Here is a 12,524-nt window from a genome sequence, read left to right as displayed (position 1 = left end):
AGGGTGTCCCCCGCAGCTGCCCGCTCCTCGCCCGTCGATTTCAGCTCTCTCGCCCGCTGATAGCGTTTCGGTGGAAGCGGAGGCAGGTCTTTCCTCTCTCGTTTCTCTTCGTCCTCTGTTTTGTCATTTCTCTCCTCCGGTCTCCTCTCTTCTTGTCTCTCGTCGTCTCTCTTTTCTCGTATCTCTTCCTCGGGGTCCCCCGTCTGCGTTTCCTCCGCCTCACCTGCCGCTTCGGCTCCCTCGACGTCCGGCTCCCGTTCGGGGGCACGAAGCGCCTTCGGGCGAGTCGAGACGAGGTACCACAGAGCCACAACGACCAGAGGGAGGACGTAGTTGAGCGCGACGAGGAGGACCACGATACGGAGTGGCCGCTTCCACGACCCGAGGATCCGAGACCGCTCGATGACCTCGGGATTTCGGTTCGCAGCCGCGACTCGGCGCGTATCGAGGTAGATGAACACCGCGAGGGGCCCGTGAGCGATGAACAGCCCGACGATTGCGAGTTCCCAGACCCCGGTCCCACCTGCGGTAAGCGAGATGGACAGAACGAAAACGTAGTACAGTCCCGTCCAGGCGAGGAAGGCGAGAGTGAGATAGTACCACTTCCTCGGGACCCGTACCTCAGCCGTGGACATGCTGGTTTCGACGGCGGTGTCGACGAACTGCTCGCCGCTGGTCGGCTCAGTTCCCGTCGCCATCAGACGGTCATCCCTTTGGTGTAGAGCCGGGTGACGCGGCGGCCTATACGGTCGATTCGGGCGTGGTGCTCGGGGTCGAGTCCGTCTACCTTGACGACCTCGATGCGCTGTTCGAGGAGCGTCTCGATGTGTTCGACCTCGTGACAGAGGTCGTCGTACTCGCCGTTCTCGATAGGATGCTCGCGGAGCACCGTCCGAAGCTCGTGTGTGTACTTGAGACACTCGCTCGTCCCTTCGGCTCGGGCTTTGAGGAGGAGCTCGACGACGAGGGGGACGTACGCCGAGACGGGGACACCACCGAGCAGCGACCCCGAGCGGTCGAGGTTGAGCTTCTCCACGTACTCCTCGATGGAGAGGTCGTCGTCGCCTTCGATTGTGAGGTGGAGCGCAGTCCCCCGCTGCCCCCCGACCGTGATGGTGCAGTGGCTGTCGACGAGCGTCGACTCTCCCCGCTCGAGAACGTGGTCGTCGAAGCCCGTGCGGACGTACACCGGGTTGGTGCTCCCGTCGTTGCGGACGGCGACGCCGCTCGTCGTGGGTTCGAGTGCCACCGGCGGCCCATCAGGCCGGATACGCGACACCGACTGGTCGGCGATGCCGAGTTCGACCACGTCCTCGCCCATCGAGACGACGACGGCACTGTCCTCGGCCCGGCGGAAGATACCGACGGGCGACTCGACGACGATGCGGCGGACCTCGTCGCTGTCGGAGACGGGCGAGAGGTACGCGCGCATCAGGCGACTCCTTCGCCCGAGTCGCCGCGTGGAGGTTCGTACTCGATGGTCGGCGGCGTCTCGCCGACGGCTGCCTCGATGTGCGGCTGCGAGATGTACACCGTCTCGTCACGTTCGAGCCGCTCCCTGAGTGCCAGTCGGGCGGCGTTCTCCGCGACCAGTTCGATGTCGCTCCCCGAGTATCCTTCGGTGAGCGTGGCGACGTGGTCCCAGTCGACCTCCTTCAACAGGACCGGGCGGTTCCGCAGGTGAATCTTCATGATCTCGACGCGGGCGTCGGCGTCCGGCGGCGGCACCTCGATGCGCTCGTCGAACCGCCCCGACCGCTTCACCGCCGCGTCGAGCAGGTCGAGGTAGTTCGTCGCCGCCACCACGACCACGTCCTCACCCTGGACGTCGGTGAGCGACTGCAGGAACTGATTGACCATCCCCTTCTCCGAGTTCGACATGTCGCCGCCGCGGTCGGAGGCGACGGCGTCGAACTCGTCGAAGAACACCATGCAGGGCTGGTTCGCCTTCGCGACGGCGAAGACGTCCCGGACGTTCTGTGCGGCCTCACCGACGTACTTGCTGACGACGTCCGCCGTTGTGACGTTCATGAAGTTGTAACCGAGTTTCCCCGCGAGCGCCCGCGCGATGAACGTCTTCCCGGTACCCGGTGGCCCGTACAGGAGGATGCCGTTGACCACGCCGAGGTCGTACTCCTCGTACAGTTCCTTCCGTTCGAGCGGGTCGACGACGCGCTCGACGAGCAACTGTTTCAGGTCGTGCATCCCGCCGACGTCGTCGAAGGTGAGCGCTGGCGGCGCTTCGAGGAGGCGCGCTGCCTCCAGCGTCTCGTCTCCGTCGGACGCTTCGGCCGATTCGCCCTTCGTTCGGAGCGCCCCGCGACCCGACCCGCTCTCCTCGGCACCCGAGGCACGCTCCGCCGGTCGCGGCTGTGGCTCGCGCTCTAGCTTCTCGGCCCACGAGCGGTAACGCTCGGCGTCCGCGCAGTGACGCTTCTCCAGGTTGCCGTTCCGCTCGAGTTCGGCGAGTTCCGCTAACCGCGACGCCGCCGCCCGGTAGTGGCGAGCGGCCGCCGCCCGATTACCGTTCTTGAACTGCTTCTCGGCGCGTTGTCGCTCCTTCGTATACTGCTCGGTGACTATCTCTTTGAACGCACTCTCGTCGAACATCGACGTCCCTCCGTTGTGTCTTCGCACGCACTGTCCGTCACTCGGCCGTCGGTGCGCCCCCGACGTCCGCCACGTCGGCCCCGTCGTCGGGTGACCCCGGGACGCCGGAGCGGCGTGTCGGACTACACGAGGCGACCGACGGACGCTGGCTCACCCCGCGACTTCGTCGAAGTCGACGTCCGAGACCTCCATCTCCGCCGCGTCGAACTCCGCATCGAACTCGTCTTCGATGTCGAGTTCGTCCGCGTCGCGGTCGCCGGCAGCGACCACCTCCATCGCCCGCAGTTCGGCCGAGTCGTCGTCGAGCGGGTCGGTAATCGTCGGGATGTTGAGGGTGTCGACGAACTTCTCGAGGGCCTCGTTCCGCACGCCCTGGCCGGCCATCTCGTCGACTACCTGGTGTTGGATCTGCTGGGCCTCTTCGGCAGTGAAGACGGTATCGATGACGAGCCCGCCGTCCTGTGACTTCGCGCGGGCCATCTCCCGGGCCATCTCCAAGCTCATCACGGCGGCGTACTTCGTACTCATCATCGTGAACAGCTGCTTCTTCTGGTTGTAGCGCTGCTTTTCCATCCGGGCGCGCATCGCGAGGTTCTTCCGCTGGAGTTCCCCCGCCTCTGCCCCTTCCTCGATGAGCCGTTTGTACGACGCCAGGTGTTTGTTCATCTCCTGTTCGTACTGCGTCATCAGGATGTTCGCCTTGTGCTTGTCCCGGGATATCTCCTCGTCGGAGTACACCTCCGGGTCGAGCATCGTCTTGAAGTCCTTCCCGCCGAACACCCATTCTCTGAGTTTCATCGTCTGTATCGGTTTGTTACCGGTCGTTGTTCGCTGTCGGTGCACACCCGCCCGTAGTCGCGGTCAGCGGCCGGCGGCCTTGCGGCGCTTACGCGCGGCCCGCTCCTTCGGGTCGAGTTCGGGTTCGACCGCCAGGACGACGCCGACGACGCCGACGACGGCGCCCACCGCCGCCGCAAGGACGAGCAGTTTCATCTCGGCCACGGTGACGTTCAGCCACGTCTCACCGAGCGTCGCCTGCGCGTAGATGAGCGCCGCACCGACGATGATACCGCCGGCGGCACCGAGGGTCACCCGTCGCTCCATGAACGCGAACACCCCGACGACCAACAGTGCGCCGAGGACGACGTTCAAGAGGAGTACACCGCCGAGTTGCCAGAGTTCGAGAGTCATTGTCTACCTCATTAGTGTAACGACCCCGATACGACCGAGAAAAGCATAAATGCGTACGACAGGGCGTCGATACGTCAGGTTCGAAGTACAGTCTACGGAAGCTGATATTCGACAGGTGGCGGCGAGGGGTCGCGTCCCGACCTTCCGATTCGAGACACTGTCTGCTCACGGTGAGTGTCAGCCGAACCGTGTGTCCCGTACTTATACTCTGATGACCTCACCTACGGGGTAGTCACGGGTTCCGGTCGGGCGGCACTCGACGGCGACGCGTGCGAACAGGGAGATTCAAAATGAGTTCCATCGATTCGGGCGACTGTGCGGACAGGCTACGGGGACTCCTCCAGCTTCAGGAGGCCGTCATCGACGAGGACCTCGCGTCGCTCGGGCGGATGCCGGTCGACTCGCGCGTTGAGCGCTACCGGCGGCTCGCCCGCGAGGAGGAGGAGTTCGTCTTCGACTACCCCGCCTCGTGTCCCGACCAGTTGACGAGCGCCGAACGGGAGGAGTTGCGGAGCCGGTTCCGTCTCGCACGGCTGTTCGTCTACGCCAGTTTCGAGAACCGCGGCGAGTCGGTCCCGACCGAGTTCGACGGCGACTTCGCCCCCGTCGAGGTGCAGGCCGCTATCGACTTCGAGCGGTACAAGAGCTTCGACGCATTGGGCGAGGCGGGCATCGAGGAGCGCATCCGGCGGATGGACGGCGAGGTGTACACCCTCGCGAAGGAGTACCACTCCACCCAGCTGGACGACCTCGACACGCTCCTCGACGACCCGACGGTCCAGCGGGACGTGCTGAAACAGCTGGTGAACCGCTACGACGCCCGGCTCGACAAGATCAAGCGGGCCGTCCAGCTGTACGTCGAGATACACAACCCCTCGGGGCTGGTCGACTCTATCGAGCGAGCCATCGCCGCCGTCGCCGACTCGGCCGACGAACGCAAGGCGATACAGGAGGCCATCGAGCGGGAGGTGCAGTCGATGGCGGCCGACCTCGACCGGACGCTCGCGGAGCGACAGTCCGCCGTCGACGCTCGGCTCAGAACGGTCGAAGCCGACCTCGGAGGTACCGGAGAGGTTCCGGGCGAGGTCCAGGCAGAGCTCGACGCACTCCGCGCGCAGACGGCCGAACTCAAGGAGGCACAGGAACGCGCCGTCTCGGAACTCGCCGGCAGAATCGACCACGCGAGCCGGCTGGACGAGCGTCTCACCGGCCGCATCGCGGAACTCGAAACCGCCCACGAGAAGGCGCTGGCCGACGGTGGGCTCCTGCACGACGAGACCGCCTCGCTCGTCTCACACGAACTCGACGCGCTCCGCGAGCAACACAACGCGGTCACGGAGAGCATCACCGCGCTACGCCGTGAGCGTCAGCGTATCGCCGACGCGGAGGCGCGTCTCGACGAGCGTGAGGCGGACCTGACCGCCCGGGTCGAGGCGCTGACGGACTCGTTCCCAGCCACCGGTGAACGAGCCGGAGAGGAAGTCGTCACCACAGCCGTAGCGCGTCTCTTCGAACTCGACTACCTCGGGCGGTTCGACATCAGCGTCCACGAGGCGACGCGCCTCAACACGTCCGAGGGGACCGTCGAGGTGTCGGCGGCGACGTGGGACGGCGCAGTCAGCCGCCGCGACGAAGTGCCCCGCCTCCGCGACTACCTCGGGGCCGACGGTGAGTTCGACGCGTATCCCGCGAACCGGAGCGTCAGATTCGAACTCCGCCGGTCGCGCTACCTCGGACTCGGACGACAGCGACAACTCGTCCTCGAAGCGAGCGTGGTGAGTCACCTCGAAGCCTACGCTCGCAACGGTTTCGACGTCCGTCCCGCGACTGTCGACGACCTCCTCGACGTGGTCACGCGCGTGGTTCGGACCATCGGCAGCGACGACGCCCACACGGTGCTCGCGCTCGCGTCACCGACCGGCTGGGACGAGGACGTCCCCGAGCGCCTCCTCGACGAGACGTTCGCGCGGAACCGCTTCGACCGACGGCTCCACCTCTACCTGATCGACCTCCAGACCGGGCAAGTCTGGTTCGACGAGTCCGACGATTTGCTCGCTGGCAACGCGGACCTCTTCGAGGTGCCAGTCGACGCCGAGCGTCTCCGCGAGTGTGAGGCGGCCATCCGCGAACTGGCCGACGATGTCGGCCGAATAAACGTCTCTCTCGCCGAACTCGTCGACGACGGTTATCCGGGACACGTCGTCAAGCGGGCGTTCAATCGGCTCGAAGGTGCAGGAGTCGGTCAGCAGTTCCTCCTCGAAGAGTTCGGACTGGTGCTCACGTTCGAGTGAGTGGTTCTGGAGTCGTGAGCCAGCAGAACGAGAGATTTAGGCCCGTCCGCCTCTCTCCTCCGCGCATGCGCGTCGAGAACTCCTTCATCCCGGTTCGCGGGGTGGGTGAGACGACCGAACGACGGCTGTGGAACCACGGTGTCCGCGAGTGGGACGACTTCCACCGCGAGGTGGACGGGGTCGGACCGACGACGGCCGAGCGCATCGAGGCGTTCATCGACGAGGCCCGTCCACGGCTCGAAGACCGCGACACGGCGTACTTCGCGCGGACCTTCCCCGACAACGAGCGGTGGCGACTCTACGAGAGCTTCCGCGACGACGCCCGGTTCTTCGACATCGAGACGACCGGGCTCGACCACCACCGCGACACCGTGACGACCGTCTCGGTGTACGGCGACGGCGAGACGACGACGCTCGTCGCGGGCGACAACCTCACTGCCGAAGCCCTCGAGGAGGTGTTCGCCGACGCGGGCCTGCTCGTGACGTTCAACGGCGCCCGGTTCGACGTCCCCTTCCTCGAGACGTCGTTCGACGTGGACCTGGACTACCCGCACTTAGACCTCATGTACGCCTGCCGGTCGGTCGGACTCACGGGCGGACTGAAGACCATCGAGGGCGAGGTGGGCATCGACCGGGACCGTCCGGACCTCTCGGGGCGAGACGCCGTCCGCCTCTGGCGGCAGTACGAACGCGGCGACGACGCGGCGCTCGACACGCTCGTCTCGTACAACCGTGAGGACACGGAGAACCTGGAGGTACTCGCCGACCACGTGACGGCCCGTCTCGACGAACGGGCGTTCGGTTCGCGTGCCGAGGGCGAGTGATTTTTGTGTCACCCGGCGGAGAGGGGCCGTATGACTTCCGAGCACGCGGACGACGCGACCACCGGGCGGCGCGTAGACGCCGACGACGCTGACGACACCGACGACGCCGACACCGACTCGGCAGCGGACGTGGAGTCGGTCGCCGTCGACGACGACGACGAGGACCGACACGGGAGCATCGAGAACACCACCCCGCCGACCCACGACGAGGAGGGCAACGGCGACCACGGCGACGAGACCGTCCCGACCGTCGAACTCGACCTCTACGACCTCTCGGTCCGCGTCAGCGGCCAGTCGACGGACGACCTCGGCACGGTCGGCGACACGGCCCGCGAGATGATGGACTACCTCGTCGACCGTGCGAAGGCGCTCGAGGACGCACCCGACGACCGCGGACTGAGCTGAGCGGGCCGGAGTCAGAAGTACCGCTCGACGATTCTGTCGGCGGTCCGCGCGGCGAGTGCCTGCCCCGTGTTCGTCGGGTTCGCGCCGCCCACCCCGTTTGCCAGCGCGCTGTGGTCGGCGACGAACAACCGGCCGACGTCGTACGCCTCACACGCCTCGTCGACCACCTTCCCCATCGCCATCGTGCTGTGGACGTGCAGCGCGGTTGGGGGCGAGTCCGAGCGGTGGACGTGTGAGGCGCCCGCTGCCCGGAGAATCTCCGCGGCGACCTCCGCGAGTCGGTCACGTCGCTGTCTGTCGCCCGTGCTCGGCTCGTAGTTCACGAGCGGGATGGGTCCGTGTTCGTCCTCGACGCCGGGAGCGACGGTGACGCCGTTTCGTCGGTGGGGACGGTCGTCGCTCACGACGAGTACCTGCAGCGTCCGTCGGTAGCCGGAGAGCAACCGCTTGAGGTCGGAGCCGGCGAGGCGGCCGACGGTGTCCCACGGCGCGTCGTCGGGGTCGTTCTGGAAGGCGAAGCCGGACGCGCTTGACCCGAACCCCAGGATAGCACCGATGCCGGGCGCGGTCCCGACCGTCTGGAGCATTCCCAGCCCCGGGTAGTCGAACCGCGCGGCGATGTCCTGCCCCTGGAACTGGTCGACGGTGTCGCGGCCGATGGTCGATTCGAGGTCGGCGGCGTCCCACAGCCCCATCACGTTGTCACCGAAGTGGATGGTCATGCCGCGGCCGACCCACTCGTTCTTCGGGAGGCCGGCGTTCAGCCAGAGCCGGGGCGTCTCGATGGCGCCCGCGGCGAGGACGAGCACCTCACAGTTCACCGACTCGACCCGGCCCGACCACGTGTCCCTGAACCGGACGCCCGTCGCCTCGGGATGGTCACTCCCGCCCATCTCTGTCTCGATTCCCGTGACGAACGCGTTCGGTCGGACTGTGACGTTGCCCGTGCGTAGCGCCGCGGGGACGAAGCTGACGTTGCTCGCGCGCTTCGCCTTCTCCTCGTAGGGTGCCCCGCGGGGGAAGGGGTGCCCGGCGATGCTCCCGAGCGCGAGCGTGTCGCCCGCGACGTCGGGGTAGCTGAAGTCACCGTCGTACCCCGCGTCGACGTGTAGGCGCGGGTCGGGCTGACGGATGGCGTTCGGCTGCGGTCGGTAGCCGGGGTCGGTGACGTTCAGCCCGTCGACGAGGTCCCATCCGGCGGCGGCCGCGCCGCGGAAGAACAGCTCTTCCTTTGCGGTTACGGGGGCGGGCGTCACCTCGCACATCGCCTCTATCTCCTGGTAGTAGGGAACGAGGTCGGCGTAGTCGATGGGCCAGTGCGGCTGTTCGTCGACCGAAGCCGGGTACGCTCGGGGGTGACAGCCAGTGTAGTGCAGCGTCGTCCCGCCGACGCCCGCACACTGCAGGATAGCTCCGTCACCCGGGAACTTCCGGAGCCAGAACCCTCGCTCGTGGTCGGCGGGCCCGAAGACGAGCTTCCGTATCATCTCCAGCTCGCGCGTGGTGAACTGTTCGTCGAGCAACGCCCCACTGAGGTCGTCGACGCTCGACGACGACTCCCCGCCGGGCTGTTCGTTCGGGTCCGGCCACTGTGCGTTGCCGTAGAACGGTCCCGCCTCGAGGAGGAGTACGGAGCGTCCGGCTTCGGCGAGTTTCCAGGCGGCCACGGGGCCGTCTCCGCCCGCGCCGACGACGACCACGTCGTAGTGTGAGGCGACCATCGGCACTCACTCCGGGTAGGGCTCCTCGTACCCGATCGTGTCGTAGTCGTTCTCGCGGAAACTGCCCGACTCGCGGACGACGGCGACCCCTCCGTCGATGGTCGTCCAGACGTCGCCCGCGCCGAGCGGGCTCCCCTCCCGTCCGAGGTAGCCGCGGAGGGCGGCGTAGCCGTCGGCGACCCCCGGGTAGCCGGTCTGCCGCCAACTCTGAACCGCGGCGGGGTCGTTCGGGTGGGTCCGCTCGCTCGGCGGGAGCGAGAAGTCGTCGTAGCCCGCCCACTCGCTGTAGTATATCATCTCCGCGAAGCCGACGACGAGTTGGCCGACGAGGCCGGCGTCGAACTCGAACAGGCCGTGGCCGAACGGCGCGACGCGGAGTTCGAACTCGTCGAGGGCGCCAAGCGCACGTAGTCGGTCCTGCCGCGCCAGCGACGCGAACGTCCCCGCGACTCGCCTCACGCGACGGGCGGGTGGGTCTCCCGGACCGAGCAGTTCGACCGCCCGTTCGACGTCCGGTTCGGCCTCGTTGTCGCCGTGCGCGACGAGCGCGTCCGCCGCCGCGTCGAGGACTTCCACCAGCGGGGCCGTCAGCGGGAGGTTCCCCCGTGTCCCGACGTGTGGAAAGCCGAACTGGAAGAGGTCGTCGACGAACGTGACGAGGAACTCCTCCATCCCGACGGCGAGTCCGCCCGGGACGTGTTCCGGCCCGAACTCGTCGGCGAGTTCGGGCGTCTCGGGGACGACTGCGTCGACGACGGCTCGAAGGGTCACCTCGACGTGCACGTCCAGGTCCGACTCGTCCGGTTCGCCACCGCCCAGCATCGACTCCAGCCACTCCCACAGTTCCGACAGCCACCGTCGCGCGCGTAGCACCATCCACTCACCTCTACACGTCAATCGACGAACGTGATATTGATACTATCTATCGCTCGCCCGACGTCGGAGAGGGAGGTTCGTCCGGCGGGATTCCGTACCAACCGTTATGTCAGTTGTCGACAAACGTGAGGGGCCGAACTCCGAGCCCCTGGCGGCCCGTGCCGCACTCGGTCGGCGACACACCATGACCCCGAACACCGTCCTCACGCTCACCCGCGCCGCGTTGCGTTCCGCCCGGTATCTGCTCGACGGGAGCGTTCGGTTCCCTCGCAGTCGGCTCGGCGACGTCCTCCAGTCGCCGAACGGCGACGCGTTCGTCGTCTACCGCGAGACGGCACTCGCGGGACACGACGACGCTCCCGACCGTGTCGTGCTCGTCTTCACGATGGAGGTGAGGGGACGAGAGACCGGCGAGACGGTTCGCGACGTCCTGTTCGACCCGCTCGCGAACGTCGCCACGCCCTTCTTCGCAGGGATGCCCGGCTTCAGACGCAAACTGTGGCTCGCCGGCGAGCGCCCCGGTGAGTTCCTCGAACTGTACGAGTGGGCCTCGCGCGCGGACGCCGAAGGGTTCGTCGACCTCCTGGAGTCGCTACTCGCGCCGTTCGACTTCGCCGGGTCGGCCTCCTTCGAGGTGGTCGACGAGGAGTCCATCGACGCGTACGTCGACGCGCGGGCGGTCGAGTGGCGGGACACGACGGGGCAGAATCGCTCTCGCCGCGCGTCGCTGCGGCGACTCGCTCTCGCCGCACTCGTCGCTGTCGGTGGGTATATCGTCTGGAGGCGCCGGTCGACACCACCTCGGGTCGTCGACGCCGACGTCGACCCCGGGGACACGTAGACTTAGGGCGGTCCGGTGTCAACTCGTTCATATGTTCCGAGCGTGGCTCGAACGGACCGAGTGGCTCTGGCTCGTCATCGGGGGGTTCTACCTCGTGGCGTACCTCTACTGGTACATCCCGGCGCTGTGGGCACTGCCCGGGAGCGTCCGCGACCCACCGCCACGGTTCCCGTGGCACTGGCCGCTCGACTTCCTGGCGACGGGCCTCGCCGGGTGTGTGCTCCTGTACCTGGGATTCCGCCGTGCGACGGCGCTGAGTTCGGGCGGCGAGACCACCCCGTAATGTAAACGCAACGCCACGTTTTTCGGTGAACCTAAACCTTCAAATCACTCCCCACGTAACCGAGGAGCAATGACGTACACCTTCGACGACGTCGCAGTCGTGATGGGGACGTACAACGAGGAGGAGGCCATCGAACACGTCCTGACGGACATCGACCGGGTGACCGACGGCCGGGCATCGGTCGTCTGTGTCGACGGCTCTTCCGACCGCACACCGGACGTCGCCCGCGAGCACGGTGCTCGCGTCATCGAACAGGAACCACAGGGGTACGGAGTGGCGGTCCGCGAGGCGGTGCTCGCGCCCGACCGACCCGTCGTCGTCACCACCGACTGCGACGACACCTATCCGATGGAGCGACTCCCGGACTTCCTCGACGCCATCAACGAGGGGTACGACGTCGTCTCCGGTGACCGCCTCTCGAAGGGTGCCGAGACGATGCCGCGGTTCAACCGCCTCGGCAACCAGGCGTTCGCCCTCGGTGCCTCCCTGCTCGCAGGCCGTCGTCTCAACGACACGACGACGGGGATGCGTGCCTACCGGAAGGAGGTCATCGACGAGGTGACGTGGACGGAGAACACCGGGCTCTCGGCGGAGTTGCTCCTCCGACCCGTGATGCGCGGCTATCGCGTGACGGAACTGGAGATCGAGTACAGCGAGCGCCGCGGCGAGACGACGCTCGACCCGCTGTCGGGCGGCGCCGAAATCGCGGGCTCTATCCTCCGCGTCGCCGCCGAAGAACGACTCCGACAGCTCTCTTCGAGCACGTCGCGAGCGTCGGGCCGGTCGGTCTAGACGTCGACGGCGCGGGACGCGGCGGTCACGTCCGCAGGATGTCCTGTATCCGACGCGGTTCGCCCGACAGGTGCGGGTTCTTCTCGACGATTTTCAGCACCTCGTGGTCGGTCACGTTCGGGTAGGGCTTGCCGAGGGCCTCCTCGATGAGGTCCCGTTCGAGTCGGAAGTCCGTTCCCTGGTAGACGACGTCGACACCGTGTTCGTCGAACGAGAGAGCGGTCATACCGGCTGCTACCGTTCGGGAGAATATAAACGCACGGCACCTGCCGGAGGACACGGCCTCCGGGAGACTCGGGGACGCGACGTCCCACCGGCGACTGGTCGGTTCGGTTGGCCGGACGGGCCGACCGACCCCAGTTCCTCCCGGGGACCGGTTCGGACGACGCTCCCCTGACGGGCCTGTCGGGACCCCACGTGGCCGAGCGGAGAGGGAAACGACCAACACGCCGGGTGCCGAGAGTGCAGACATGAGCGACGCCGAAGACGAGACGCCGGAGGCGGTCACGGAGTTCATCGACGCCGCCGAGCAGATTTACTACGAGTACAACGAGGGCTACCTCGACCCCGACGCCGCGCTCTCGCGCCTCGGCGACCACGTCGCCGAACTCCGAGACACCTACGAGGACTAGCCCGCTCCCGTCGCGGCGTACCGTCCCACGGGACGTTCTCGTCACCTCCTGCGTGGCA

General features: G+C 67.0%; 15 protein-coding genes. 7 read left to right on the top strand and 8 right to left on the bottom strand.

What is annotated here, in order from left to right:
* The 5 genes from ACESK5_RS16980 to ACESK5_RS16960 all read right to left on the bottom strand — a co-directional run.
* The coding region (locus ACESK5_RS16980) for a hypothetical protein (protein WP_372912767.1) at positions 1-698 on the bottom strand (698 nt) is incomplete at its 3' end.
* A complete protein-coding gene (locus ACESK5_RS16975) occupies positions 698-1,432 on the bottom strand; it encodes a hypothetical protein (protein ID WP_372912766.1) in 735 nt (244 codons plus the stop codon). The genes ACESK5_RS16975 and ACESK5_RS16980, both read right to left, overlap by 1 nt.
* Positions 1,432-2,610: a 26S protease regulatory subunit gene (locus tag ACESK5_RS16970; protein ID WP_372912765.1), complete on the bottom strand. Its 1,179-nt coding sequence runs from the start codon at positions 2,608-2,610 to the stop codon at positions 1,432-1,434. The genes ACESK5_RS16975 and ACESK5_RS16970 overlap by 1 nt, the downstream gene beginning before the upstream one ends.
* A 150-nt stretch (positions 2,611-2,760) precedes the next feature.
* The gene (locus tag ACESK5_RS16965; RefSeq protein WP_372912764.1) at positions 2,761-3,408 is read right to left on the bottom strand and encodes a hypothetical protein; all 648 of its coding nucleotides are present in this window, start codon (positions 3,406-3,408) and stop codon (positions 2,761-2,763) included.
* A 63-nt stretch (positions 3,409-3,471) separates the two neighbouring features.
* Positions 3,472-3,801 (bottom strand): hypothetical protein, encoded by a 330-nt coding sequence (locus ACESK5_RS16960; protein ID WP_372912763.1) that lies wholly within the window; start codon positions 3,799-3,801, stop codon positions 3,472-3,474.
* A gap of 290 nt (positions 3,802-4,091) precedes the next feature.
* Between ACESK5_RS16960 and ACESK5_RS16955 the strand changes: the two genes are divergently transcribed.
* The 3 genes from ACESK5_RS16955 (at position 4,092) to ACESK5_RS16945 (ending at position 7,321) form a co-directional block, all read left to right on the top strand.
* Complete coding sequence (locus ACESK5_RS16955) at positions 4,092-6,092, top strand: hypothetical protein (protein ID WP_372912762.1); 2,001 nt, start codon at positions 4,092-4,094, stop codon at positions 6,090-6,092.
* Between the two features lie 65 nt (positions 6,093-6,157).
* Entirely contained in the window at positions 6,158-6,916 is a 759-nt protein-coding gene (locus tag ACESK5_RS16950; protein ID WP_372912761.1) for a ribonuclease H-like domain-containing protein, read from the top strand.
* A 30-nt stretch (positions 6,917-6,946) separates the two neighbouring features.
* Positions 6,947-7,321, top strand: a complete 375-nt coding sequence (locus ACESK5_RS16945; protein ID WP_372912760.1) for a hypothetical protein — start codon at positions 6,947-6,949, stop codon at positions 7,319-7,321.
* A gap of 11 nt (positions 7,322-7,332) precedes the next feature.
* Here the strand turns inward: ACESK5_RS16945 and ACESK5_RS16940 are convergent, their stop codons facing one another.
* Together ACESK5_RS16940 and ACESK5_RS16935 are read right to left on the bottom strand one after the other, a co-directional pair.
* Positions 7,333-9,042: a GMC oxidoreductase gene (locus tag ACESK5_RS16940; RefSeq protein WP_372912759.1), complete on the bottom strand. Its 1,710-nt coding sequence runs from the start codon at positions 9,040-9,042 to the stop codon at positions 7,333-7,335.
* Positions 9,043-9,048: 6 nt separating this feature from the next.
* Entirely contained in the window at positions 9,049-9,918 is an 870-nt protein-coding gene (locus tag ACESK5_RS16935; RefSeq protein WP_372912758.1) for a hypothetical protein, read from the bottom strand.
* A 184-nt stretch (positions 9,919-10,102) separates the two neighbouring features.
* On the opposite strand from ACESK5_RS16935, the gene ACESK5_RS16930 reads away from it, so the two are divergent.
* The 3 genes from ACESK5_RS16930 (at position 10,103) to ACESK5_RS16920 (ending at position 11,834) form a co-directional block, all read left to right on the top strand.
* Positions 10,103-10,759, top strand: a complete 657-nt coding sequence (locus ACESK5_RS16930) for a hypothetical protein (protein WP_372912757.1) — start codon at positions 10,103-10,105, stop codon at positions 10,757-10,759.
* 31 nt (positions 10,760-10,790) lie between these two features.
* On the top strand, positions 10,791-11,042 hold the full coding sequence (locus tag ACESK5_RS16925; RefSeq protein WP_372912756.1) for a hypothetical protein: 252 nt from the start codon (positions 10,791-10,793) through the stop codon (positions 11,040-11,042).
* 69 nt (positions 11,043-11,111) lie between these two features.
* The gene (locus tag ACESK5_RS16920; protein ID WP_372912755.1) at positions 11,112-11,834 is read left to right on the top strand and encodes a dolichyl-phosphate hexose transferase; all 723 of its coding nucleotides are present in this window, start codon (positions 11,112-11,114) and stop codon (positions 11,832-11,834) included.
* A gap of 25 nt (positions 11,835-11,859) precedes the next feature.
* On the opposite strand, the gene ACESK5_RS16915 is transcribed toward ACESK5_RS16920, so the two are convergent.
* Positions 11,860-12,060, bottom strand: a complete 201-nt coding sequence (locus tag ACESK5_RS16915; RefSeq protein WP_372912754.1) for a DUF5800 family protein — start codon at positions 12,058-12,060, stop codon at positions 11,860-11,862.
* Positions 12,061-12,304: 244 nt separating this feature from the next.
* Here ACESK5_RS16915 and ACESK5_RS16910 point away from each other — a divergent pair, with 244 nt between their 5' ends.
* A complete protein-coding gene (locus ACESK5_RS16910; protein ID WP_372912753.1) occupies positions 12,305-12,466 on the top strand; it encodes a hypothetical protein in 162 nt (53 codons plus the stop codon).
* The last annotated feature ends 58 nt before the right edge of the window (positions 12,467-12,524 follow it).

Origin of the sequence: Salinigranum sp. (genome assembly GCF_041641895.1) — an archaeon.
Classification (GTDB): Archaea; Halobacteriota; Halobacteria; order Halobacteriales; family Haloferacaceae; genus Salinigranum.
Note: the sequence above shows the minus strand (reverse complement) of the source record. Positions and strands in the feature narration are given on the sequence as shown.